The sequence below is a fragment of the Vulcanococcus sp. Clear-D1 genome (genome assembly GCF_014654725.1).
In the GTDB taxonomy this organism is placed as follows: domain Bacteria; phylum Cyanobacteriota; class Cyanobacteriia; order PCC-6307; family Cyanobiaceae; genus Vulcanococcus.
Window position 1 is genome coordinate 15213 of sequence record NZ_JACVZV010000039.1, and the last position, 22114, is coordinate 37326.

The window sequence follows — 22114 nt, forward strand, 5'->3', positions numbered from 1 at the left end:
GGAAAGCGAGGTGGAGGGGATGTAGGCCGCTGCGTGAGCTGGCCTATGGCTTGAACGGGATCACCTGCAGGGCGATCGGGCCACTCCCGGGCTGCGGCGGCAGTGGCTTGAGCTTGCTCACGTTCGCGGCTGCGGCCGGGGTGGAGGCCCCAGAGCTGCCGCGGCTGGCTTTGGCAATCAGCTGGCTGAGGGAGGTGCCATTGGCGAAGTACACATGGCTGAGGGTTTGGCTGCCGTAGGCGCGCCGCTCCAGGCTCCAGCCCGGCTCCAGCTCAATGGCCACAAAGGCCTCGCGGTCGCGCTGGCTCAGCGTTCCACGCCCCACCAGCAGCTCGGTGGGCTGGGTCGGGGTCATGGCCAGCAGGGTCACCGCGTTGCCCTGCTGCTCGAGCCGCAGCCGGTAGCGGCTGGCCAGGTCTTCATCGCCCACCCGCAGCGAGTAGCCGTTGCTGTCGATGTAGCGGCTACAGATGCCGCTGAAATCAAAACGATTGAGTGCCGGATCGATCAGCCCGTCGCTGCGTTTCTCCCAGCAGAGCGGCTCCGGCTTGATCTGCTCGAGCACCAGGAGCTTCCAGTCGCTTTTGCCCACGGGCTGGGCCAGCACGGCGAAGCGCGATTGGTCGAGCGGTTGGCTGGTGAACACGCTGGCGGCCCAGGCCGGCGCGGCGATCGCCGCGGAGAGGGCCAGCAGGGGCAGGTAGGTTCGCTGCATGGGGTTTCTCTTCGGCGCACGTCGTCAGGAGAGTGTTGTACCGGACCCGGAGGGAAGAGCCCAGTGCCCGATCAGCCAGTGGTGGTAGCGGCCGCCTGTGATGGAGCCTGCAGCGGCAACCCGGGCCCTGGCGGTTGGGGCTGTTTGCTGCGCTTCAGCGATGGCTCGGTGCAGGAGTTCGGCGGCTTTGAACCCAACACCACCAACAACCGCATGGAGCTAACGGCGGCGCTGACGCTGCTCGAGAAGCTGACGGTGCTGCCGCGTGATCCCAACCTCACGATCCGCACCGATTCGAAATATCTGATCGACGGCTTCAGCAAGTGGATCAACGGTTGGAAGCGCAAGGGCTGGCGTACCGCCTCCGGCAGCCCGGTGCTCAACCGCGATCTGTGGGAGGCCCTCGATGCGGCCCGGGTGAGCGGTTTGCCGTTCACCTATGTGAAAGGGCACAGCGGTGATCCCGACAACGACCGCTGCGATGCGATTGCCGTGGCGTTTTCCAAAGGGCAGCACCCCCAGCTGGCCGATGGCGATTACGGCGGCCTGATGGTGAGCGAGCCCGAGCCGGAGCTTGACCTGGCCCCACCCGCGTTGCAGCAGCTGCTCACCCGCTTCGAGCTCGCCGATCGCCTTGCCGAAGGCGGCTATGGCCTGAGCCTGCTGGAGCTGGCTCAGCTGGTGGAACAACCGCTCAAAAAGCTGGAAAACCGCAGTGAACCGTGGCGCTGGCGCGACTGGATCGTGCAGCCCAGCGACGACGGACGCTGGCGTCTGGCCCGGGACGCGTCAGGATCGGGTGTATCGGAGCAACAACGGGATGGCTGAACTCGGCACCGGGGCTCTGTATCAACTCTTTGTGGGGCCGCTGCTCAGCCGCGATGAAGGGGCGGATGCGGAGCAGCTCAGCCAGCTGACGCTGCAGGCCCTTGGCCAGGCTTCGCTGCGGCGCAACTGGCCGCTGGTGAGCGGCAGCCTGGCTGGGCTCGGCGCCGAGCTGGAGGTGCGCGATCTGCGCCTTGAACAAACCCTGTTCGGCTGCCGGTTCCGCAATCCGGTGGGCTTGGCCGCCGGCTTCGATAAGAACGCCGTGGCGGCAGGCATCTGGCACCTGTTTGGTTTCGGCTTTGCCGAGGTGGGCACGATCACCTGGCATGCCCAGCCGGGAAATCCCAAGCCGCGCTTGTTCCGCTTGGCGGCGGAACGGGCGGCGCTCAATCGCATGGGCTTCAACAACAGCGGTGCTCTCGCGGCCCGCCGCACCTTGGAGCGTCAAAGCCTGCCGCCGGTGGGGCAACGCCCAGCGGTGCTGGGGATCAACCTGGGCAAATCGAAGGTCACCCCGCTCGAGCAGGCGCCCGACGATTACGCCTCCTCCCTGGAGCTGCTGGCGCCCCTGGCGGATTACGCCGTGATCAACGTGAGCTCCCCCAACACCCCTGGGCTGCGGGAGCTGCAGGACGATGCCCAGCTGCGACGCCTGGTGGAGCGCCTGCGTCGCCTGCCTGCCTGCCCGCCACTGCTGGTGAAGATCGCCCCAGATCTCGAGGATGAGGCGATCGATGCCATCGCCCGCCTGGCCTACGAAGAGGGCCTCGCTGGGGTGATTGCGGTGAACACCAGCCTCAACCGCCTCGGCTTCGAGCAGCGCCGCATTGCTCAGACCGGCCGCACCCTGGCTGAAGAAGCCGGCGGACTCAGTGGGGCCCCGCTGCGCGCCCGTGCCCTGGAGGTGCTGCGCCGCCTGCGGGCGGTGGCGGGTCCGGGCTTGCCCCTGATCGGCGTGGGCGGGATTGATTCCCCCGAAGCGGCCTGGGAGCGGATCAGCGCTGGCGCGTCGCTGGTGCAGCTCTACACCGGGTGGATCTATGAGGGTCCGCAACTGGTGCCTTCGATCCTGGAGGGGGTGGTGCAACAGCTGGATCGCCATGGCTTCCGCAGCATCAGCGAGGCAGTGGGCAGTGGCGTGCCCTGGCGATAGCTTGCGGGCAGTGGGCAGCTGAGCTGCGGTGGTGCTTGCGGGCGTCCAAGATCGTCTAGCGCCGCTGCAGAGCTGGCTGTTTCCCCGCAGGGTCTACCTCCAGCTGGAAGACCAGGCGCTCGCGGCGATGGTGTTGGAGGGTGATCGCCTGGTGTGGCAGGAGCGGGTGCCGCTGCCAGAGGGCGCGTGTGAGAACGGTGCACCCGCGGCGGTGGAGGCCTTGGGTGATCTGCTGGGGGATTGGTTGATTGAGCGCGGCTATCCCGGTGCGCATGTGAAGGCCGTGTTGCCGCGGGCAGCCACCGCCTGGCGGGTGGTGGAGTGGCCCGATGGGCAGTGGCTAGAGCAGCCTGAACTGCTGGTGCGCCAGCAACAGGATGAGCTCCAGCTCCCCTGGGATTTGCATGACGCTGATCTGGTGCTGGAGCCGTTGACCGCCGGGACTCCGCGATCCCTGTTAGTGGCGGCTCAGCGGGGGGTGCTGGAGGGTTGGATTGAGGTGTTCAACCAGGCCGGCCTGGTGCTTGATGCCCTGGAGCCATTACCGATCTGTCTTTGGCGGGCGGTGCAGCCGTGTTTGCAGGGAGGGCTGGAGGTGGTGCTCCAGCTGGAGGATCAACACACCTGGGTGCTGGCGTTTGATCAAGGCCTGCCCCTGGGGGAGTGGTGTTGGCCGCCGCTGGCGGAGCCAGCCCAGCTGGAAGCGGTCATCCAGGCTTGGTTGCATCGCTATCAGCCCACGAGGGGTTTGTTGTGCGGTGCCGCAAGCAGCGATCCGGCCTCGGTGGAGGAATGGAAGACCTGGATGCCCTGTCCGCTGCAGGGGGTGGAGCCAGGTGATGCGCCGATGGCTCTGTGGGGTTTGGTTGAGGGAGAGCGGCGCTGATGAACAGGCCTGCTTGGTTGGAGCGCGACTGGGATCTGTTGCGGCAGTGCCGATTGGAGCGGGGATTGCCGCCGGCGGCCGAGCCGCTTCAGCCGGCTCGCAGCTTGCTGGTCCGCGGCGTGGCCTTGGGTGGTGGCGTCTTGGCGGCGGTTTTGGGGATTGGGGGTGTGCTGCTCTGGCGGCAAGCGCAGCTCAATCAGCAGTTGGAGGGATTACGCGGAATCCCCGTTCAGGTGCAGGCGCTGGAGGGGAAGGCGCTCGGCCAGCGGCGCCGGCTGAGCGCGATCCAGCGCAGCAACGAGGGGCTGGCAAAGGGGCTGGTGGCGGTGTCGTCGGGCTCGGCTCTCCTGGCTCAGCTCACGCAGATCACACCGCAGGGGGTGCAACTCACCGATGTGCAGGTGCAGGCAGGCAGCTTGAAACTCAAGGGAGTGGCGGCCGATCCGCAGGCGTTTCGCCGGGTGAATGGCCTGAGCCTTTTGTTGGCTGAATCTCCTTTGTTTCAGCCCAAGAGCGTGAAGGTGGTGAAGCTCAGCCGTGAGGCGAGCAAGCCGGCGGCCCCGGTGGATTGGGATCTCACGGCGGCCTTCGCCACGCTGCCGGCGCCCCAGCAGTTGCGGCTGCTCCAGTCGCTGGGATCCGAAGGTCTGGCCAAACGGCTGCAGATCTTGGAGCGGGCAGGGGTGCTGCCATGACCAACTTGCAACCCACGTCGGTCACGCCGCGTTTCAAACGCGAGTGGTTGTTGCTGGGGGGGCCTGTGGTGGCTGGGTTGCTGCTGAGCGCTGGTGTCGCGGCTTTAGGGGTGTGGCCGAGTTGGCAGCGGTTGCTGATCGATCAACAGGAGCTGGAGCAACTGGAAGAGCAGCGCCAACGGCTGCCGCTGTTGCGGGCCCAGCTGCTCAAACTGCAGGACTCGGTGCAACAGGCCGAGCAGCGCAATGCCGCCATCGTGGGGTTGATCGCTGGTAGCGGCGAGATCTCAACGTTTTTGGCGCAGCTGAGCTCTGAAGCGCAGCGCACGGGTGTGGCGCTCGATGGCTATGAACCGGTCGTCACCCAGGCTCCGCCGGCTGATCCAAAAGCGGCCAAAACCAAGTCGGCAAAAGACAAGACTCCACCCCCTCCGGCCGATCCGCTGTTGGCTCCTGGCCTGCAGAAAACCTCGCTGTTGCTCACTGCCAGGGGCACAGGCCCGCAGCTCCTGGCGTTCCTGCGGAGCCTCGAACAGCTCAGCCTGCTGGTGGTGCAGAGCGATCTGAGTCTCAAACATGAAACCGAGGAAGCCGCCAAGCCTGGTGAAGCGGCTGCCAACACCACCCAGCTCCGTCTCAATTTGAGCCTGTACAGCGCGGCAGAGCTAGCCACCAAACAGCCCTGAATCCTGGTCTGGCCTGGTGTTTGCCGATACCATCCGTCCAAAACGGTGGGATCAAGAGCGTGAAGCTGCGTTGTGGCTTGGTTGTGGCCTTGTTGGCCACCGCGGCAACGCTGCCCCCCATGACCGCCATCGCTCGACCGAGCGGTGCGGCATCGTCATCTGCACCGTCGTCGAGTTCAGGTGGATCGATGGCGCTCACTCTCAGGCGTTCCACGGAAGGCGTCGAGTTGGTGATCGAAGGTACAGGTGCAGCCCCGGTGTTGCAGCAAAGCCGAGACGGACAAAGTTGGCGTGGAGATCTGCAAATTGGTACCCCTGGATCGCTGCGACTTGGGCCTCAGCGCATCACGCTTCCTGAAGCCGGATTGCAGAGCGTGAGTCTGGATGGATCAGGCCGGGATTATCAGCTCCAGGTCGTGCCGATGCCAGGTGCTCCGCTGGGTCGACCGCTGGTGAGTGCCGATGGTCGGAACCTGATCATCAGTTTTTCAACGTCAACCCAGCCCACTGATCTGTCGGCACGCTTCAACCTCCGCCAACCTGGCGCTGTCCCTCAGCCCTCCTATGCACCACCGCTCCAGCCCAGGGCAGTGGCACCACCGCTTGGGGATATGGCAGTGGGAACGATGGTGCTTTCGAACCGCAGTTTTTTGAAGCTGAATGGTCCGCCAGTGACCATGACCCTTCGCAATGCACCGCCTAAAGATGCCTTGATGGCTTTGGCCCAACTTGGTGGATATGGGTTCGTGTATGTGGCAGACGATGCCTCGTCTCTACCAGACCGTGGAGCTACTCAGTCATCAACTGCATCGAATCAGGACGCATTGGTGTCTTTAGCCTTTCGCGGTGAATCCTATGCCCGCGCGATTAATTCAGTTCTGCTGGCTGCAGGTTTGCAGGGCAGGCTTGAGGGTCGCATGTTGATGGTTGGCCCTTCTGTTTTAGGTAAGACGTTTGGTGCGCAGCTCTCGAAGGTCTATCGCTTGAATCAGGTCTCCGCTGACTCGGCTGCTAACTACTTGGCCAGTCTTGGAGCACGGATCACCAAGGTCACATCGATCACCAATGTTGTGAGCTCGGGTCAGTCGGTGGCTAATCAGGTTGCAGGCGCTGAACAAACCCAGCAGACCAGGCGCGAAACCATCACCTCGACAGAAACCTATGGTTCTGGATCGGGTCCATTGCTTGGCTTGATTGGCACCATGGACTCACGTCTGCAGACGGTGACCTTGGTGGGCGACGGGCAGCTGGTGAGCATTGCCGAAAACTATTTGCGCCAAATTGATCTCCGCCAGAGGCAAGTAGCGCTAACGGTAAGGATTCTGGATGTCACTCTAAAGAATGATGCCGATATTAAAAATAGTTTTGCTTTCAGGTACGGTAATAACTTTATTGTCAGTCGCGAAGGGCAAATGGTTGGGGCCTTTAATAACCGGCTCCCGCCCGTTTCTGCGGATCCGCTCCTGCCTGGCCCCGAGAATCCAGGGCAGATCTACGCGCCAAATAACTTTTATGATCTAGTCCGTGCTCAGATTCAATCTGAAAATACCAAGGTTTTGGCTAGTCCCACGCTCATCCTAAGTGAAAATGCGGAGCCCATTCAGGGTGGTGCAGCGGTTGCGGCGGCGGCGGGAGATGGCGGGAATGCTGTGCTTAATACGGCGTCGATCGGACGTCCGTTCGCCAATGAGTCGTTCGTGACTGTCGGTACGCAAGTGATTACTGATTACACCGTTCAGGCTGGTCAGAATGGGGCGCCAAATACCTGCCAGCCTGAGTTCGGCACGGCTGGCCTCACGTTTGGTGCCAAGGTTTCCAAGATTGATGATAATGGCTTTGTGACATTTTCGTTGTCGCCAGCAGTTTCGGCTATCGCTGATACGCCTCAGCAGATTGAGGGTTGTGGAAATATCAGTATTTTGCGTGTGCGTCGCCTAGATACCGGATCGGTGCGCGTTCGCGACGGGCAAACGCTAATCCTCACTGGTGTCATTTCGGATGAAGATCGGCAGGCTGTCACCAAGTGGCCCATTCTTGGTGATTTGCCCTTTGTGGGTCAATTCTTCAGGTCGTCCTCGAATAACCGTTCAAAGAACGAACTGGTGATCTTGGTGACGCCAAGAATCGTGGATGATTCCCAGGGTGGAGCCTTTGGTTATGGCTATCAGGCGACTACCCAAGAGGCGCGTCAGTTCATTGGTGCGCCTGCTCCAGCGTTTTAGAAGGGGATCGGAAGCATCGTTTTAGCAGCCAGCGGCGCGAGGAGTTGCGTCGCTGCGATGGCAGCGCTGACAAGTTTTGAACCGGCTCCATTGCCGCCTTTTGGGCGGGTGGGTGGCTCGATCAGCATGTTGGCTGCCTTATTGAGTGATTCAGCCTGTTGGGTGTCGCCCATCGAGGTGTAGAGGATTGCTGCGTATTGAAGGTCGCGAGCGGCCAGTTGAAGATTGCCTTGTTCGGCTCTGCTCAGGCCTCGCGCTACCCAGCTAATCGCCGCATTGGGCATGCGTTGGATGGCGCTTCCAAACCAGTATTCGGCATCCGGATGACGTCCCTCTTGAGCGGCTTTGATCCCCGCATTGTGGAGTTCTGCGTAGCTGTGGGCGGCTAGGGAGATTCCCTTTGTTTGCTGCCAGTGGCTACGGCTTAACCCTCCATGATCGAGTAGGGCATCGGAGAGATCGGCGTGACGTAGATCGGTGCCGATGAGCACCGCGCCGCGCAGATCGGCTCCTCGTAATGAGGCTCCAGAAAGACTGGTGAAGCTGAGATTGGCCTGGCGAAGATTGGCGCCGTCAAGCCTTGCACCGCTGAGATTGGCCCGTTGAAGTTGTGCTCCTTGCAGCCTGGAATCTCTGAGGTCGGCATGAATGAGATCGGCATCTTGCAGGTTGCAGCCTTCACAGCTTCTCTGCTCCAGCGTGCGGATCACGGCTGCCGGCTCCGCGGCGCTGACTGCGATCACGTTCAAGCTCGTTGCGAGCACCAATGCACGGGCTAGCAAGCCGGGCTTGGGCATTCGCGTAGGGATGTGGCCTAGCTGTTTTAACGGTTGCTTGGCGTTGCGTCGATCAGGCTGGTGGGCGCGTGTTCTGGTGTGGTGTGCCCGAAGCCCATGGTGGCAATGTCGACGACGCGGCTCGGCGCTTGGGTTGTCGGCCTGATCAATTGCTGGATGCCAGTGCATCCCTGGCTCCATTCCCCCTGCCTTGGAGTGCTCGTGCGAGGCGTGTAAGGGCCTCGTTCACTGCCTATCCAGATCGACGCTTGGCTGATCTCAGAGGGTGCATCAGCGCTGTGCATCGATTGCAACCGGAGTCGGTGTTGCCTGGCAACGGTGCTGCTGAGCTGTTCACTTGGGCGGCTCGTGATGCCGCAGCAGCGGGAGAGTCCCTTTTGCCTCAGCCCGGCTTTGCCGATTACCAACGAGCGTTGGCTTGCTGGAGCGGCTCCACAGTTCCGCTGGAGTTGCCGTTGGAGTCGACCAGCCCATGCCCTGCCCCCTTCCCTGACGCGTTTGGCCAGGCAGCGGTCGCCTGGATCACGAACCCTCACAACCCCACGGGCCAGCTCTGGAGCCGCGCCTCCCTTGAACCCTTGCTTAATCGCTTTGCTCTGGTGATCTGCGACGAAGCCTTTCTGCCCTTGGTGCCCCAAGGCGAGGCTCAGTCGCTGATCCCTCTGGTGGAGAACCATCCAAACCTGGTGGTGATCCGCAGCCTCACCAAGCTTTACGGCATTGCCGGCCTGCGCTTGGGGTACGCCGTGGCCCAGCCCGAGCGGCTGCAGCGCTGGGCCCACTGGCGCGACCCCTGGCCGGTGAATGCAGTGGCGTCGGCTATCGCTCAGGAGCTGTTGTGCTCTCCGCAGCGTTTTGAGGATTGGTGTGCGCGGGTGCAGCGTTGGGTTGCTCGTGAGGGGGCCTGGCTGAAGCGCGAGCTTGAGGCCTTGCCTCGCATCACGCCGATGCCTTCAGCGGCCAATTACTTGCTAATACGCGGTGAACAGGATGGACGGCCGCTTTCGCTCCAGCCCCTGCGCGAAGCCCTGGAAATCCGTCATCGCATCCTGCTGCGCGATTGCCGCTCTTTTGAAGGGCTCGATGAAACGTGGCTGCGGATCGGCTATCAGAGCCGCCGTGGCAATCGCCGCATCATCCGGGCGTTGCGGCAGGAGCTCCTTGGCCACCCTCGCTAGCGTCAGGGGATGGCCTGCTCTGCCTCCACCCGTTTCTCGCCGCCGGCCATTCCCTGGCTTGAGCCCCAGGAGCTGGCGGGCCTGCAGCAGCTCGATGACGGACTGGACGGCGCCCGGCTCCGGCAGGCTCTCGCTGCGTTGGTCGCACAGCCGGCTGTCCAGGCGTTGGTTGCTTTTGGCTCTCGCGCCCGAGGCGTGGCACGTGCTGATTCGGATCTCGATCTGGCCGTGATCTGCCGAGAGCCGAGCCTCACGCCGGCCGAGAAAACCCAACGCAGCTGGGCCTACCGCCAGTTGATCGGTTCCCTGGGCTGCGGGGTGGACCTGGTCGTGGTGGGTGCTGCCGACGCGCAGCGCCTGGCTGGCTCTCGCTGGCACGTGATGGGCGATGTGGCGCGCGAAGGGAAGGTGCTGTATGTCGCCGGCTGAAGACGCGGCACTGCTTCTGCGCATCGTGCGCCGCCATCTGCAGGCGATGCGCCTCAACCTCAATCCCTTGTATCCCGATGAGGAGTGGGGCTTTCAGGCCCAGCAGGCTTTGGAGAAGCTGCTCAAAGCTCAGCTGGTGTTGCGCGATCAGCCGGCTCCGCGCACCCATGAGCTGCTTGATCTTGCACTTCTACTAAACGAGCAGCTACCGGAAGAGCTGCTGCAGCTTCAGGTGTTTGCGGTGGAAGCCCGCTATGAGGATGGTCCGTTCGCGTTGCCGACCTCCAGAGATGAGTTGCTCGCGGAGCTTGAGCGGCGCCTCAAGGGCCTCGAGATGGCTATGGCTTCGGAATCTTCTTCTTCAGGTCAGTAGTGATAACGCCCCTGGATGAAATGCACCCGCCCATCGCTCACTTGATACACGCAGCGGTGCTCCTGGGTGATGCGGCGCGACCACACGCCCGCCCCGAGGTGCTTGAGGGGTTCCGGCTTCCCGATTCCCGAAAAGGGGTCGCGCCGGATGGCTCGCATCAGCTCCAGCAGCCTTCGGGCGCTGCGGGGGGCGTGTTGCGCCCAGTGCGTTAAGTCTTCAAGAAATTCAGGCTGGATCACTGCTTCCCACGCACTGCTCACGGCACCTGCAGTTGTCTCTCCAGGGCATCCAGATCCGTCGGAGGCAGTGTCTGTTCACTCACGCGGTTCAGCGCGCGGAGCAGGCGCTCGGCATTGGCGGGAGATCTCAGCAGGTGGGCTGTTTCCAGAAGCCCCTCCAGTTCGTCGGCGGCCACTAGGGCGACATCGCCGCCCTTGCGGCGGCGCACCATCACCACCTCGCGGTCCTGGACAGCGCGATCCATCAGGCCCTTGAGTCCCTCGCGGGCCTGGGTGTAGGTCGTTTCGATGGTCATCTTGTCCAGCCTTCCTGTCCAAAGGCTAGGCGGGTTGGGGCGAGGAGGGCATCAGGCGCTCAACTCCAGCAACACCCCCGCCAGCAACTGATCCGCATCCCGCACCGCCAGCCGCTCCATCCCGGCCCGTAGCTGCAGCAGCGGATCCACCGCCGGATCGCAGCCCCGCAGCCGAGGCCCCAGAAGCCGCCAGATCGCCTGCCCCAGCGCCGGGTGCTCCGGCGGGTGTTGCCACACGATCACAGCAGCTCCGAGAGCTGCGGCTGCACCGGCGTTGGCGTCTTGATGTTTATCCGCGGCTTGAGGAAAGGGCACCAGGATCGTGGGGCTGCCGCACACGGCCAGTTCGCTGAGGCTGCCGGCGCCGGCGCGGCTGATCACCAGGTCGGCGTGTTGGAGCAGGCCGGGCACCTCATCGCTGAAGGGGCGCTCGGCGTAGGCGGGGTGCTGCAGCTGGCCGCTGTCGGGGTCGTTGCTGCCGCTGAGGTGGACCACCCGGCAACCCGTGGCGAGCAGCTGGGGCAGTAGCGGCCGCACCATCCGGTTCAGTCCCACGGCCCCCTGGCTGCCGCCCATCACCACCAGTAACGGCCCGGATCCGGCGGGTACCCAGGCGGGCAGTGGCGCTGGCTCCAGAAACTCCCGTCGCACAGGGGTGCCCGTCACCCTTGGCTGGCAGCCGGGCAGGCGTTCGGCGGCCTGGGGCAATCCCACGGCCACGCGGCTGCAGAGCTTGCCGAGCAAGCGCGTCACCCGGCCGGGCACGCCGTTGGATTCGTGCAGCACCACGGGCACGCCACACCAGCGCGCCGCCAGGATCGCCGGGGCCGCGATGTAGCCGCCGGTGCTGAACACCACGCGGATCCCCTCACGGCGGATCAGCTGGCGCACGCTCCAGCTGGCGCCAAGCAGGCGCAACAGGTTGAGCAGTTTCTCCAGGCCGCGCCCCTGTAAGCCGCCGGCGTTCACGGTGTGGAGCGGGATGTCGGCAGGCACCAGTTCGGTTTCGAGCCGGTTGGGCACCCCCAGCCACTGGATCTGCCAATCGGCCGGCAGGGCGCGAGCCACAGCTAGGGCTGGGAAGAGGTGTCCGCCGGTGCCGCTGGCCGCGATCAACAGGCGGGACATGGGCGCGGCGGGAAGGCGCGCCTAACTTAAGGGCCGTGTGTTGGTTGAGCTCCAGTGCTGTTGCGCCCTCTCCTGCCGGCTGCCGTTGCTCTGGCCGGATTGGTGATCGGGGTGGCAGCCCCGCTGCGGGCCGCCCCCAGCCTGCAAGCCCTGCAGGACGCGCTCAACAGCACCTCTCCTGAGGCCCTCTCCGCCGTGCTTGAGCCCGGCAACGGCCTCGATCCCGACGAGGTAGCGCGCCGCCGATTGCTGCTGCGTGAGCAGTTCCCTGATGCCAGCTGGAGCGTGCAACCCGGCGCCCCGCTCAAAGACGGCCGCTCCACCACCCAGATCAATGTGACGGGTAGCCGTGAGGAGGGGCCCTATCGCTTCCGCTTCGAAGCGCAGCAGCAGCTGGTGCTTGGCGATGGCGGCAGTCGCTTCAGCAGCCAGGAGGTGATGCGCGAGAGCTCGTTGCTGCGGAGCGGCGAGAACGATCTCAAGGTGAGCCTGCTGATCCCCGATGCGGTGCTCACCGGCCAGCGCTACGACGTGGACGTGGTGTTCGATGAACCCCTTGATGGCGCGGTGGTGGCGGGGTCGCTGAAGCCGGTCACGGCCGGTGAGCTATTACGCATGCGCACCCCCGACCTCCAGCTTGAAGCCCTCGGCGGTGGCGGCATTTTTAAGAGCGCTCAGGCGCCCTATCAGCCCGGCACCCAGACCTGGGCGGTGCTGCTGGTGCACCCCAAGGGCATCGTGGCCGCCAGCAAACAGGTGCGTGTGGTGGCGGATCGGGCCGCGCTCAGCTTCTGAACCAGCGGGCCAGGGCTGACACGTCGAGATCGCCGTGGCCGCTGGTGAGCAGGGCGTCTTCCATGGCCGCCACCTGTTCGGTCACGGGTAACTCCAGCTGCTGGGCCGCGGCGGCCTCCAGGGCAATGCCCAGATCCTTGCGGTGCAGCGCCAACTTGAACCCCAGCGGGTAGTGGTCGTTGATCATCTGGGCGCTGCGGTGCTCCAGGGCCCAGGAGCCGGCGGCGCCGCCCTTGAGGGCCTCCACCACCTGGTGGCGATCGAGCCCGAGCCGCTCCGCCAGCTGCAGGGCTTCGGCTACGGCGGCGTAGCTGCCTGCGACCAGCACCTGGTTCACCGCCTTGGCCTCCTGGCCGGATCCCACCGGGCCAAAATGGGTGATGCGGCCGCCGATCACCTCCAGCAGGGGCCGGGCCCGCTCCAAATCATGGGAATCGCCGCCGACCAGCAGCGAAAGCGTGCCGGCTTTGGCGCCTTCGGTGCCGCCGGTCACCGGCGCGTCGATGTAGCGGATCTGCCGCTCGTCCAGGGTGATCGCCAAGCGGCGGCTGGTGGCGGGGCTGATGGTGGAGCAGTCGATCACCAGGGAGCCGGGGCGCAGACCAGCCACAGCAGCTTGTGTGCGGACTGCGGGATCGGGCCCGCCCAGCAGCACCGCTTCGGCGGCGGCGTCATCGCTCACGCAGAGCAACAGCGCATCGGCCTGGCGGGCGGCGGCGGCGGGGCTGGGGGCCACCTCGGCTCCGGCGGCCTCCAGAGCAGCGCAGCGGCTGGGGGTGCGGTTGTGCACGGTGAGGCCGTAGCCCGCCTTCAGCAGGTTGAGCGCCATCGGGGTGCCGATGGCGCCTAAGCCGATCCAGGCCAGGTTCATGGGGATGGGGTTGGGGAGGAGGCGCGCCGCCGTTCGGCCAGGCCCTGCAGTTCTGCCGGATCCACGCGGCCATCGCCGTTGCGATCCGCTTGGCCGAAATGGCGCTTCAGCCATGTGAACGCCTCCGCTTCGCGCCGATCGATCACGCCATCGGCGTTGCGGTCGGCCTGTTGAAAGAAGCGCACAGCCCGTTCACCGCGTGAGGCGCTGCTGGGCGACAGGTCTTCAGGGCCCAGATAGCCACGCTGACGGCGGTCGAGGCGCTCGAAGTGGCGCTCGAGATAGGGCTGGCCCTGCACTTCCTGGCGCTGCAGGCGCTGGTCGTTGTTGCGGTCAAGTCGTTCAAACAGCAGCCGCATGCGCTGCTGGTAGCTCTGCTGTTCGGCGGGGGTCTGCGCCTGGGCGCCAGCGCCCGCGGCCAGGCAGATCGCCAGGCTCAGGGCCCCCCATCCATGCAGCGTTCGGCGCATGGTTCAAGGCTATGGAGTGATGGCTCGATCCAGCGCGCGTGGGCCCCATGAAGCTGTGACCAGATCTGTCTGCGGCGGCCTTGGCGCCCGGATCTCCATACAGTCGGCTCAGGCCCTGGAAACCCTCGATGGCAGTGGCGTCGCGTTCGGCTTCAGCGCGGATCTGGGTGGTGGATGACGACCCCGAGCAGCGCCGGCTGCTCGGCACCTACCTCACCGATCAGGGTTATGACGTGCGTTGCCTGAGCAGCGGCGAGCAGCTGATGGCTCGTCTGGTGGGCCAGCGGCCCGATCTGGTGGTGCTCGATGTGATGCTCCCCGGCGACGACGGCCTCACCCTGCTGCGCCGCTTGCGCGATGGCGGTGACGATCTGCCCGTGGTGATGCTCACCGCCCGCGGCGACGGGGTGGATCGGATCATCGGCCTCGAACAGGGCGCCGACGACTACCTCGGCAAACCTTTTCTGCCGCGCGAACTCACCGCCCGCATCGAAGCAGTGCTGCGCCGCCGCGTGGCCCTGCCCGCAGGCACGCCCCTGGCGGAGGGGCAGCTGGTGGAGTTCGGCGAGAACCGCCTCGATCTGGCGGCGCGCAGCCTCGAGCGCGGCGGTGTGCCGGTGGTGATCACAAGCGGTGAATTCAGCTTGCTCTCAGCCTTTGTGCAGCACCCCCATCGGCCGCTGTCGCGGGAGCGGTTGATCGAGCTGGCCCGCGGCCCCGGTTCCGACACCGACAGCCGCAGCATGGATGTGCAGGTGTCCCGGGTGCGCAAATTGGTGGAGCCCGATCCCACCCGACCCCGCTACCTGCAAACGGTGTGGGGCTATGGCTACGTGTTTGTGCCCGATGGCCAGCCCCGCAGCCGCTAAATACGCGCTGGTGGGGGCCGGGGTGTCGGCCCTCAGCCTGGCGCTACTGCAGGCGCTGTTGGCCCAGCGGTTGGAGCGGGCCCAGATCATCCAGCTCGGCCCTGAGGTGGCGTTCAACTTGCGCTTGGGGGAGCTGGCCCTCGATCGCCTGCCCCCGGCAGCGCTCTCGCGCTTGAGCGGTTTGCCGTTGCGGGTGGGGGCGAATCCGCCCCTGAGCCGCGATGGCCGCTTGCAGCGCCAGGCTCGCCAGCTGCAGCAGGAGCTGTGCCGGCAGATCACCCCTTGCCCGCCGGTGTTGCCGGCTGCGGGTGAACGCCCTGGGGTGTGGGTGGAGTTGCTCTCTCCGCTCGAGCCGGTGTGGCTGTTCACACCCCTGGATGCTTCGCGTCGCGGTGCCCCCGATCCGCTGCTGTTGGGCCTGGCCTTGCTGGCGGGCAGCATTTCCAGCTCGCTGCTTTACCTCTGGTGGGAGGTGCAGCGGCCGCTGCAACAGCTCGAACAGGCCCTGGCGCAGGTGGGCAACAGCGAGTCGCCGGCTGCACCTCTTCCGGCATCAGGCAGCGGTGCGGTGCGGCGGCTCACGGCCCGCTTCAAGGCGATGGTGCAGCGCCTGGCGGCGAATGAGCGGGAGCGCTCCACCATGCTGGCCGGCATTGCCCATGACCTGAAAAGCCCGCTCACCCGGCTGCGGTTGCGGCTGGCTGGCCATGCCGAGCAGCAGCGGGCCGAGGCCGATCTCGATGCGCTGGAGCGGATCACAGCGCAGTTTTTGTTGTTTGCCGGTGGCGGTGATGCGGAGCCTGCCGTGGAGTTACCGCTGGATGCGTGGCTGGCAGAGCTCAGTGCCCCGATTGAGCCGGATCAGCTCAGCCTCGATCTCGAGCCCCTGCAGGCCAACGTGCAGCCCACAGCCCTGGGCCGCGCCGTTGGCAACCTGATCGACAACGCTTTGAGCCATGGCCGGCCGCCGCTGCGACTCGTGCTGAGGCGCGATGGCCAGGACGGATTCCGTATCGAGGTGTGGGACCACGGCGAGGGCATTAGCGCTGAAGCTTGGCCTCAAGCCTTGAGACCGTTTCAACGGCTGGACCACGCGCGGGGCGGGACGGGACACTGTGGCTTGGGCCTGGCGATCGCTTCCCGTGTTGCGGCGTTCCACGGTGGTGGATTGGAGCGTTTAGATGACGAGAAGGGTTTCGCTGTGGTGTTCAAGGGGCTGACGAGGTCCTGCGATTAAGAGTGGCTTGTGACGGGTCAGTCAACTCTTGTCGCATCTTGAAGCAAGCCAGTCATTGTTTTTGTGCCTGCCTGGCTCAGAATCCATGTGTCCCCAAGGCCGTTACTCAACGGTTTGACAATGTTGATCCAGCTTTCACATCCGAAGATTGCCTTCTCACGGCTGCTGTCGCTTGGCTTGCTGACCGGTTTCGCGGTGGCTGGAAATCTTCCTGCCATGGCTCAGACGTCTCAGTCAGGTTCGCCTAATCAAAGAGATCAGGAGGCTAGGGCTCTCGCTCGACTGAGTTCTCCTCAGTTGCGTTCCTATTTTTCTGGCTTGCGTGAGCTTGAGCAGCGCGGCAGTTCCCAACGCCTCGCCAGATTGAAATCGTTGGAGGGTTGCTTGGAACGTACCCGTCAGCGTGAGGGTGCGGATGAATGCCTTAAAGATGCAAGAAAAGCTCGTCGCCAAGAGCGAGAGCAGTTTGTTCGAGAGTTAAATGCTTTGAGGTCGCGTTATAAATTGCCGCTGCGTCAGGCTGGCCCTGCTTCAAAAGGCATGGCCGACGACAGTGCCGATCTCTGAGGCTTGATTGTGGGGCAGTGGCATGCTGCCCTGCACCAGCGGCCATCTTTATCCCCTCTGGATAGCGGTCGCTGAACCAAAAAAAGGCCCCCATGCGGGGGCCTCACCAGAGATGACTTGAGTGCTCGTGGCGATCAGGCTTCGTCGAGGGCGGCCACGCCGGGCAGTACCTTGCCTTCCAGCAGTTCGAGGCTGGCGCCGCCACCGGTGGAGATGTGCGACATCTTGTCGGCAAGGCCAGCCTTCTCCACAGCCGCCACGGAGTCGCCGCCGCCGATGATGGTGCAGCAGCCCTTGCCGCTCAGGTCGGCCAGGGTGGTGGCGATGGCGTTGGTGCCGGCGGCGAAGGCGTCGAACTCGAACACGCCCATGGGGCCGTTCCAGATCACGGTCTTGCAGTCGGCCAGGGCGTCCTGAAACACCTTCACAGAATCAGGACCGATATCCAGGCCCATCCAGCCGTCGGGGATGGCCTCCACCTTGGCGATCTGGCTGTTGGCGTCGGGGGCGAAGTTGTCGGCCAGCACCACGTCGGTGGGCAGCAGGAACTGAACACCCTTGGCCGCAGCCTTGGCCTCGAGCTCCTTGGCTAGCTCCAGCTTGTCCTCTTCCACCAGGCTCTTGCCGACGGCCAGGCCGCGGGCCTTGTAGAAGGTGAAGATCATGCCGCCGCCGACAAGGATCTTGTCGCACTTGTCGAGTAGGGCCTCGAGCACGCCGATCTTCGAGCTCACCTTGGAGCCGCCCACGATCGCGGCCAGGGGACGCTTGGGCTCATCGATGGCGCCCTGCAGGTACTGCAGTTCCTTCTCCATCAGGTAGCCGGCCACGCTGGGGCTCAGGTACTGGGTCACCCCTTCGGTGGAGGCGTGGGCGCGGTGGGCGGCGCCGAAGGCGTCGTTCACGTACACATCAGCCAGGGCTGCCAGCTGCTTGGCGAAGTCGCCCTCGTTCTTCTCTTCTTCAGCGAAGAAGCGCACGTTCTCGAGCAGCACCACATCGCCCTCGGCCATGGCCGCCACCTTGGATTCGGCATCGGGGCCGATGCAGCTGTCGGTCTTCACCACGCTCTTGCCCAGCAGCTCGCTCAGGCGGGCAGCCACGGGGGTGAGGCGCATGCCCTCGTTCACCTGACCCTTGGGACGGCCGAAGTGGGCCGAGAGGATCACCTTGGCGCCCTTGCCGGTGAGGTCGTTGATGGTGGGCAGGGCAGCGCGGATGCGGGTGTCATCGGTGATGGCGCCGGCGTCGTTCAGGGGAACGTTGAAGTCGACCCGAACCAGCACGCGCTTACCGCGCAGTTCATCAGCGGAGAGGCTGGCCAGGGAGCGCTTCGCCATGGGTGGGGGCTAAGGGAAAGGTCGGGCGAATTTAGCGGGCCGGTCAAGAGGGGAACCTCACTGGTGGGTTCTCCAGTGATCAGCGTTTCTGGCGCTAAACAGAGAAAGCACCGGCCAGTCGGCCATGTTCGAGACCGTTCTCTTCCCGATCGATCGCAGCCGTCAGGCGGCTGAAACCGCCGCCACGGCCCTCAAGCTCGCCCAGCAGCACCAGAGCAAGTTGGTGGTGCTCTCGGTGGTGGAGCCCGACCAGGACGACCCCGCGGCCGTCGCTGAGTTGCTGGAGCAGGCGCGCAGCCGCTTTCAGGAGCAGGGGGTGAGCTGTGACGTGATCGAGCGGGAGGGCAAGCCTTCTTTCGTGATCTGCGATGTGGCCGATGAGATCGATGCCGATGTGATCGTGATGGGCACGCGAGGCCTCACGCTGGAGGCTGATGAAGCGCCCAGCACCGCCTCGCGCGTGATCCAGCTGGCGCCCTGCCCTGTGTTGGTGGTTCCGTGAGTGAGTTGCTGAGTTCCGCCGCACCGGCCATTCAGTGGTACCCGGGGCATATCGCCAAGGCGGAGCGCTCACTCACCGACAACCTGGCCAAGGTGGATCTGGTGATTGAGGTGCGCGATGCCCGCATCCCTACCGCCACCGGCCACCCGCGCCTGCAGCGCTGGATCTCCGGCAAGCAGCACCTGCTGGTGCTGAACCGGCGCGACATGATTCCGAAAGCGGCCCAAGACGCCTGGGATGCCTGGTTTCGCAGCCAGGGCCAGACGCCTTGGTGGAGCGATGCCAAGGCCGGCACCGGCGTGAAGCAGCTGCAGCAGGCGGCGATCCGCGCCGGCGACGCCCTCAACGAACGCCGCCGCTCCCGGGGCATGCGGCCCCGTCCGGTGCGGGCCCTGATGCTCGGCTTCCCGAATGTGGGCAAGTCAGCCCTGATCAACCGCCTCGTGCGCCAGAAGGTGGTGGACAGCGCCCGCCGCGCCGGTGTGACCCGCAGCCTGCGCTGGGTGCGCTTGGGGCAAGACCTAGATCTGCTGGATGCCCCGGGCGTGCTGCCGCCCCGCCTCGACGACCAGCTGGCTGCCCTGCGGCTCGCCCTTTGCGACGACATCGGCCAGGCCGCCTACGACGGTGAAGCGGTGGCGATGGCCTTCGTGCAGATGCTCTCGGGCTTGGAGGGCACGGTGGCCTCAGGCGTGAAGCCCGGGCTGCTCGAGAGCCGTTACGGGGTTCCTGTGCAGCCGCTGGAGAGCGCAACTTCGTTGGCTGATCGCCCTGTACATGCTGTACGGAATCAGGATGGTGCCCCTGTTGAGCCTGTTCACCCCCTGCGCCCCAACGCCCATGGCTGGCTGGAGGCCGCGGCAGCCCGGCACACCAGCGGCGACACCGCCCGCATGGCGCAGCGCTTCCTCGACGATTTCCGCCGGGGCATGCTGGGCCCCCTGGCTCTGGAACTGCCGTGAGCGGATTCGGTGAAGGCGAAGGGGAGCTGCTCACCCTCACCTATCCCAAGCCCCTGCCGATGCGGCTGGATCGCTGGCTGGTGGCCCAGCGCCCCGAGCAAAGCCGTGCCCGCATTCAGAAGTTCATCGAATCGGGCTATGTGCGGGTGAACGGCGTCACCGGTCGCGCCAAGACCCCCTTGCGCCAGAGCGACACGGTGGAGCTGTGGATGCCGCCGCCTGAGCCGCTCCCCTACCTGATGCCCCAGGAGATTCCCCTGGATGTGCTGTTTGAAGACGAGCACTTGATCGTGCTCAACAAGCCTGCCGGCCTCACGGTGCACCCGGCCCCCGGCAATAAAGACGGCACCCTGGTGAATGGCCTGCTGCACCACTGCCCCGATCTCCCGGGCATCAGTGGCAAGCTGCGCCCCGGCATCGTGCACCGCCTCGATAAAGACACCACCGGCTGCATCGTGGTGGCCAAGAGCCAGGAAGCGTTGGTGAAGCTGCAGGTGCAGATCCAGAAGCGCATCGCTTCACGCGAATACCTGGCGGTGGTGCATGGCGTGCCCGCGGCTGAACACGGCACGATCGTGGGGGCGATCGGCCGTCATCCCGCCGACCGCAAGAAATACGCCGTGGTGCATGACGACAGCGGCCGCCACGCCTGCACCCACTGGACCCTGGTGGAGCGCCTCGGCGACTACTCGCTGATGCGCTTCAAGCTCGACACCGGCCGCACCCATCAGATCCGCGTGCATTGCGCCCACATCGGCCACCCGATCGTGGGAGACCCGGTCTATTCCCGTTGCCGCAAGCTGCCGATGGCCCTGCCGGGTCAGGCTCTGCATGCCTTTCAGTTGGGCCTGGATCACCCCATCAGCCGCGAGCGGATGCTCTTTGAAGCGCCCCTTCCTGAGGTGTTTGACAAGTTGCTCGCCGTCCTGCGGCGCCGCACGCAGACTGGGATGTCGTTTCCCCCTGAGGCCTTGTCCATGGCCGAGCACAGCCTGCTGGCCTTCATCACGGCGGTGCGCCAGGACCCCGCCCTGCAGCAGCAGCTCTCTGCCACATCTGCAGCTGATGCTGATGAGGTGGCGGCGATCGCTCGCCAGGCTGGTTTCGAGGTGCGCCCCGCCGACCTGGTGAACCACCGCGATGGCCTCCTCGTGGACTACGAGGACGAGGACTACTTCATGAAGCCTCAGTGGTGGGAGCTGGCCGGCTGAGGCAGCCGCGGGCACGCCTCCACCAAGGTGCGGGTGATTGGGGCTTCGGGATGCTCTAGGAGTTGATCCCCAGGCCCCTGTTCCACGATCCGGCCACCATCCAGCACGATCACCCGCTGGCAGAAGCCGCTGGCCACGGAGAGGTCGTGGGTCACAAAGATCAGCCCCAGCCCCAGCCGTTGTTGCAGCTCCCTCAGCAGCTGCAGCACCTCCGCCTGGATCTCGGCATCGAGCATGCTCACGCTCTCGTCGCAGAGCAGCACCTGAGGCTCGAGCACCAGGGCGCGGGCGATGGCCACGCGCTGCTGCTGGCCGCCGGACAGCTGCCGGGGTAGACGGTTGGCGAACGCTTCCGGCGGGTTGAGCCCCACCGCGGCCAGTAGGTCGCGGGCTCGCTCGCGGGCGGCAGCCGGGGTGGCCAGCCCATGGATCAGTAAGGGATCGGCGATGGCATCGGCCACGCTCATCACGGGATTGAGGCAGGCCAGGGGGTCTTGAAACACCATCTGGATGCGCCGCCTGGCCCGCCGTAACGCTTCACCCCGCAGCCTGCGCAGATCCTGGCCCTGCAGGCGCACGCTGCCGCCGCGCACCGGCACAAGTCCCATCAAGGCTCGGCAGAGGGTGCTTTTGCCGCAGCCGGAGGCGCCCACTACCCCCACGGTTTCGCCCTGGCGCAGCTGCAGGCTCACCCCATCCACGGCTCGATACCAACGCTTCTGCCACGGCAGGCCGGGCAGCGGGTGCCAGCAGCGAAGGTCCTCCAGCTCCATCAGCAGCGGGGCTGCCTCGGGTGCTCTGGGGGTTCGGCTGCCCTCCCGGGCGCGCGCGGCTCCTACCAGCCGCTGAGCCAGGAGGGAATGGGGCGCTGTGAGTAGTTGTTGGGCCGGTGCCTGCTCCACGAGCCGTCCCTGATCCAGCACGGCGATCTGATCGCACCAGCGCCCGGCCATCGCTAGGTCGTGGCTGATCAAGAGCAGGGCGCTGCCCGATTCCGCGCACAGGCGGCAGAGCTCCTCCATCACCTGAGCGGCCACCGCCACATCGAGGCTGGTGGTGGGTTCATCGGCGATCACTAGCGCTGGCTCCAGCGCCATCGCCAGGGCGATCGCCAGGCGCTGGCGCATGCCGCCGCTGAATTCATGGGGGTAGCTGCCGTAGCGATCGCAGCTGATGCCAACCCGCTCCAGCAGCATCTCGGCCCGAACGCGCAACTGGTGGCGCTTCCAGCTCGGTCGGTGCTCAGCCAGGGTGTCAGCCAGGTGTTCGCCGATGCTCAGAAGAGGGTTGAGCCGCGTCATCGGGTCCTGGAACACCAAGCCCACGGCTTCGCCCCGAAGGCGCCGCAGTGCGCCCCGCCGCAGGCGGCGGGGATCCTCGCCGCAGAGCTGCAGCCCGCCACTGCAGAGGCTGCCCTGGGGTAGGAGTTGCAGCACCGCCCGGGCCACCGTGCTCTTGCCGCAGCCGGAGGGGCCCACCAGGGCGAGGCGTTCCCCGGGGTTGAGGCTGAGGGTCAGCCCAGCCAGGGTGTCGTTGGCGGCAGCTGGGTAGCGCACCACCAGCTGATCGAGCTGCAGCACCGGGCCGGAGGTTTGGCGGGCGGCCATGGCGGGCGCGGCGGTGCTGGTGGACGTCAGGTTGGCAGCCGCTTCGCTGGCAGTCCCG

Annotated in this window: 25 protein-coding genes and 1 pseudogene; 17 read left to right on the forward strand and 9 right to left on the reverse strand. The window is 65.4% G+C overall.

Annotated features, from left to right (window positions below):
- Positions 1–43 precede the first annotated feature (43 nt).
- Positions 44–715 (reverse strand): DUF3747 domain-containing protein, encoded by a 672-nt coding sequence (locus H9532_RS15400; protein ID WP_296370190.1) that lies wholly within the window; start codon positions 713–715, stop codon positions 44–46.
- 63 nt (positions 716–778) lie between these two features.
- On the opposite strand from H9532_RS15400, the gene H9532_RS15405 reads away from it, so the two are divergent.
- The 6 genes from H9532_RS15405 (at position 779) to H9532_RS15430 (ending at position 7185) form a co-directional block, all read left to right on the forward strand.
- Positions 779–1543: a ribonuclease H gene (locus H9532_RS15405; RefSeq protein WP_296370192.1), complete on the forward strand. Its 765-nt coding sequence runs from the start codon at positions 779–781 to the stop codon at positions 1541–1543.
- Positions 1536–2696 carry a quinone-dependent dihydroorotate dehydrogenase gene (locus H9532_RS15410; protein WP_296370194.1) on the forward strand — a complete coding sequence of 387 codons (1161 nt, stop codon included), beginning with the start codon at positions 1536–1538 and terminating at the stop codon, positions 2694–2696. Before H9532_RS15405 ends, H9532_RS15410 begins: the two co-directional genes overlap by 8 nt.
- Before the next feature lie 31 nt (positions 2697–2727).
- Positions 2728–3582: a hypothetical protein gene (locus tag H9532_RS15415; protein WP_296370196.1), complete on the forward strand. Its 855-nt coding sequence runs from the start codon at positions 2728–2730 to the stop codon at positions 3580–3582.
- A complete protein-coding gene (locus H9532_RS15420) occupies positions 3582–4277 on the forward strand; it encodes a PilN domain-containing protein (protein WP_296370198.1) in 696 nt (231 codons plus the stop codon). The genes H9532_RS15415 and H9532_RS15420 overlap by 1 nt, the downstream gene beginning before the upstream one ends.
- Positions 4274–4963 carry a hypothetical protein gene (locus H9532_RS15425; protein ID WP_296370200.1) on the forward strand — a complete coding sequence of 230 codons (690 nt, stop codon included), beginning with the start codon at positions 4274–4276 and terminating at the stop codon, positions 4961–4963. Before H9532_RS15420 ends, H9532_RS15425 begins: the two co-directional genes overlap by 4 nt.
- Before the next feature lie 119 nt (positions 4964–5082).
- Entirely contained in the window at positions 5083–7185 is a 2103-nt protein-coding gene (locus H9532_RS15430) for a general secretion pathway protein GspD (RefSeq protein ID WP_296370202.1), read from the forward strand.
- Here the strand turns inward: H9532_RS15430 and H9532_RS15435 are convergent.
- Entirely contained in the window at positions 7182–7895 is a 714-nt protein-coding gene (locus H9532_RS15435; protein WP_296370204.1) for a pentapeptide repeat-containing protein, read from the reverse strand. The genes H9532_RS15430 and H9532_RS15435 overlap by 4 nt on opposite strands.
- 170 nt (positions 7896–8065) lie before the next feature.
- Between H9532_RS15435 and H9532_RS15440 the strand changes: the two genes are divergently transcribed.
- Genes H9532_RS15440 through H9532_RS15450 form a run of 3 tightly spaced genes read left to right on the forward strand, consistent with a single transcriptional unit; the run spans position 8066 to position 9962 of the window.
- Positions 8066–9160 (forward strand): aminotransferase class I/II-fold pyridoxal phosphate-dependent enzyme, encoded by a 1095-nt coding sequence (locus H9532_RS15440; RefSeq protein WP_296370206.1) that lies wholly within the window; start codon positions 8066–8068, stop codon positions 9158–9160.
- 9 nt (positions 9161–9169) lie between these two features.
- The gene (locus tag H9532_RS15445) at positions 9170–9589 is read left to right on the forward strand and encodes a nucleotidyltransferase domain-containing protein (RefSeq protein ID WP_296370207.1); all 420 of its coding nucleotides are present in this window, start codon (positions 9170–9172) and stop codon (positions 9587–9589) included.
- Positions 9576–9962 carry a HEPN domain-containing protein gene (locus H9532_RS15450; RefSeq protein WP_296370209.1) on the forward strand — a complete coding sequence of 129 codons (387 nt, stop codon included), beginning with the start codon at positions 9576–9578 and terminating at the stop codon, positions 9960–9962. The genes H9532_RS15445 and H9532_RS15450 overlap by 14 nt, the downstream gene beginning before the upstream one ends.
- Here H9532_RS15450 and H9532_RS15455 read toward each other — a convergent pair.
- The 3 genes from H9532_RS15455 to H9532_RS15465 are packed head-to-tail and all read right to left on the reverse strand — an operon-like array spanning position 9956 to position 11625.
- On the reverse strand, positions 9956–10222 hold the full coding sequence (locus H9532_RS15455) for a Txe/YoeB family addiction module toxin (RefSeq protein WP_296370212.1): 267 nt from the start codon (positions 10220–10222) through the stop codon (positions 9956–9958). The two genes, H9532_RS15450 and H9532_RS15455, sit on opposite strands and share 7 nt — an antisense overlap.
- Complete coding sequence (locus tag H9532_RS15460; protein ID WP_296370213.1) at positions 10219–10497, reverse strand: type II toxin-antitoxin system Phd/YefM family antitoxin; 279 nt, start codon at positions 10495–10497, stop codon at positions 10219–10221. Before H9532_RS15460 ends, H9532_RS15455 begins: the two co-directional genes overlap by 4 nt.
- A gap of 51 nt (positions 10498–10548) precedes the next feature.
- Positions 10549–11625, reverse strand: a complete 1077-nt coding sequence (locus H9532_RS15465; protein ID WP_296370215.1) for a UDP-N-acetylglucosamine--N-acetylmuramyl-(pentapeptide) pyrophosphoryl-undecaprenol N-acetylglucosamine transferase — start codon at positions 11623–11625, stop codon at positions 10549–10551.
- Between the two features lie 54 nt (positions 11626–11679).
- On the opposite strand from H9532_RS15465, the gene H9532_RS15470 reads away from it, so the two are divergent.
- On the forward strand, positions 11680–12420 hold the full coding sequence (locus tag H9532_RS15470) for a hypothetical protein (protein ID WP_296370217.1): 741 nt from the start codon (positions 11680–11682) through the stop codon (positions 12418–12420).
- On the opposite strand, the gene H9532_RS15475 is transcribed toward H9532_RS15470, so the two are convergent.
- Both H9532_RS15475 and H9532_RS15480 read right to left on the reverse strand, forming a co-directional pair.
- Complete coding sequence (locus H9532_RS15475; RefSeq protein ID WP_296370219.1) at positions 12410–13291, reverse strand: NAD(P)-dependent oxidoreductase; 882 nt, start codon at positions 13289–13291, stop codon at positions 12410–12412. The genes H9532_RS15470 and H9532_RS15475 overlap by 11 nt on opposite strands.
- Positions 13288–13761 carry a hypothetical protein gene (locus tag H9532_RS15480; protein WP_296370221.1) on the reverse strand — a complete coding sequence of 158 codons (474 nt, stop codon included), beginning with the start codon at positions 13759–13761 and terminating at the stop codon, positions 13288–13290. The genes H9532_RS15475 and H9532_RS15480 overlap by 4 nt, the downstream gene beginning before the upstream one ends.
- Before the next feature lie 128 nt (positions 13762–13889).
- On the opposite strand from H9532_RS15480, the gene H9532_RS15485 reads away from it, so the two are divergent.
- The 3 genes from H9532_RS15485 (at position 13890) to H9532_RS15495 (ending at position 16434) form a co-directional block, all read left to right on the forward strand.
- Positions 13890–14630, forward strand: a complete 741-nt coding sequence (locus H9532_RS15485; RefSeq protein ID WP_296370223.1) for a response regulator — start codon at positions 13890–13892, stop codon at positions 14628–14630.
- Complete coding sequence (locus H9532_RS15490) at positions 14608–15867, forward strand: ATP-binding protein (protein ID WP_296370225.1); 1260 nt, start codon at positions 14608–14610, stop codon at positions 15865–15867. Before H9532_RS15485 ends, H9532_RS15490 begins: the two co-directional genes overlap by 23 nt.
- Positions 15868–15930: 63 nt before the next feature.
- Positions 15931–16434 carry a hypothetical protein gene (locus H9532_RS15495; RefSeq protein WP_296370227.1) on the forward strand — a complete coding sequence of 168 codons (504 nt, stop codon included), beginning with the start codon at positions 15931–15933 and terminating at the stop codon, positions 16432–16434.
- Positions 16435–16568: 134 nt separating this feature from the next.
- On the opposite strand, the gene H9532_RS15500 is transcribed toward H9532_RS15495, so the two are convergent.
- Positions 16569–17774, reverse strand: a complete 1206-nt coding sequence (locus H9532_RS15500; protein ID WP_296370229.1) for a phosphoglycerate kinase — start codon at positions 17772–17774, stop codon at positions 16569–16571.
- Positions 17775–17898: 124 nt separating this feature from the next.
- Between H9532_RS15500 and H9532_RS15505 the strand changes: the two genes are divergently transcribed.
- From H9532_RS15505 to H9532_RS15520, 4 genes and pseudogenes are all read left to right on the forward strand, one after another.
- Positions 17899–18276, forward strand: coding sequence for a universal stress protein (locus H9532_RS15505; protein ID WP_296370230.1), 378 nt, complete (start codon positions 17899–17901; stop codon positions 18274–18276).
- Complete coding sequence (gene ylqF, locus H9532_RS15510) at positions 18273–19238, forward strand: ribosome biogenesis GTPase YlqF (RefSeq protein ID WP_296370232.1); 966 nt, start codon at positions 18273–18275, stop codon at positions 19236–19238. Before H9532_RS15505 ends, ylqF begins: the two co-directional genes overlap by 4 nt.
- Positions 19235–20176: pseudogene (locus tag H9532_RS15515) on the forward strand (RluA family pseudouridine synthase); the annotation flags it as partial. The gene ylqF and the pseudogene H9532_RS15515, both read left to right, overlap by 4 nt.
- Before the next feature lie 39 nt (positions 20177–20215).
- Positions 20216–20449, forward strand: coding sequence for a Nif11-like leader peptide family natural product precursor (locus H9532_RS15520; RefSeq protein ID WP_296370392.1), 234 nt, complete (start codon positions 20216–20218; stop codon positions 20447–20449).
- Here the strand turns inward: H9532_RS15520 and H9532_RS15525 are convergent.
- The gene (locus H9532_RS15525) at positions 20425–22056 is read right to left on the reverse strand and encodes an ABC transporter ATP-binding protein (protein ID WP_296370396.1); all 1632 of its coding nucleotides are present in this window, start codon (positions 22054–22056) and stop codon (positions 20425–20427) included. The genes H9532_RS15520 and H9532_RS15525 overlap by 25 nt on opposite strands.
- Positions 22057–22114 lie beyond the last annotated feature (58 nt).

What these genes read in the sequence shown, in the direction of transcription:
- H9532_RS15400 (WP_296370190.1), bottom strand. Translation starts at nt 715, where the DNA reads ATGCAGCGAACCTACCTGCCCCTGCTGGCCCTCTCCGCGGCGATCGCC.
- H9532_RS15410 (WP_296370194.1), top strand. Translation starts at nt 1,536, where the DNA reads ATGGCTGAACTCGGCACCGGGGCTCTGTATCAACTCTTTGTGGGGCCG.
- H9532_RS15420 (WP_296370198.1), top strand. Translation starts at nt 3,582, where the DNA reads ATGAACAGGCCTGCTTGGTTGGAGCGCGACTGGGATCTGTTGCGGCAG.
- H9532_RS15425 (WP_296370200.1), top strand. Translation starts at nt 4,274, where the DNA reads ATGACCAACTTGCAACCCACGTCGGTCACGCCGCGTTTCAAACGCGAG.
- H9532_RS15430 (WP_296370202.1), top strand. Translation starts at nt 5,083, where the DNA reads ATGACCGCCATCGCTCGACCGAGCGGTGCGGCATCGTCATCTGCACCG.
- H9532_RS15445 (WP_296370207.1), top strand. Translation starts at nt 9,170, where the DNA reads ATGGCCTGCTCTGCCTCCACCCGTTTCTCGCCGCCGGCCATTCCCTGG.
- H9532_RS15450 (WP_296370209.1), top strand. Translation starts at nt 9,576, where the DNA reads ATGTCGCCGGCTGAAGACGCGGCACTGCTTCTGCGCATCGTGCGCCGC.
- H9532_RS15460 (WP_296370213.1), bottom strand. Translation starts at nt 10,497, where the DNA reads ATGACCATCGAAACGACCTACACCCAGGCCCGCGAGGGACTCAAGGGC.
- H9532_RS15465 (WP_296370215.1), bottom strand. Translation starts at nt 11,625, where the DNA reads ATGTCCCGCCTGTTGATCGCGGCCAGCGGCACCGGCGGACACCTCTTC.
- H9532_RS15475 (WP_296370219.1), bottom strand. Translation starts at nt 13,291, where the DNA reads ATGAACCTGGCCTGGATCGGCTTAGGCGCCATCGGCACCCCGATGGCG.
- H9532_RS15480 (WP_296370221.1), bottom strand. Translation starts at nt 13,761, where the DNA reads ATGCGCCGAACGCTGCATGGATGGGGGGCCCTGAGCCTGGCGATCTGC.
- H9532_RS15485 (WP_296370223.1), top strand. Translation starts at nt 13,890, where the DNA reads ATGGCAGTGGCGTCGCGTTCGGCTTCAGCGCGGATCTGGGTGGTGGAT.
- H9532_RS15490 (WP_296370225.1), top strand. Translation starts at nt 14,608, where the DNA reads ATGGCCAGCCCCGCAGCCGCTAAATACGCGCTGGTGGGGGCCGGGGTG.
- H9532_RS15500 (WP_296370229.1), bottom strand. Translation starts at nt 17,774, where the DNA reads ATGGCGAAGCGCTCCCTGGCCAGCCTCTCCGCTGATGAACTGCGCGGT.
- H9532_RS15505 (WP_296370230.1), top strand. Translation starts at nt 17,899, where the DNA reads ATGTTCGAGACCGTTCTCTTCCCGATCGATCGCAGCCGTCAGGCGGCT.
- H9532_RS15520 (WP_296370392.1), top strand. Translation starts at nt 20,216, where the DNA reads ATGGCCGAGCACAGCCTGCTGGCCTTCATCACGGCGGTGCGCCAGGAC.
- H9532_RS15525 (WP_296370396.1), bottom strand. Translation starts at nt 22,056, where the DNA reads ATGGCCGCCCGCCAAACCTCCGGCCCGGTGCTGCAGCTCGATCAGCTG.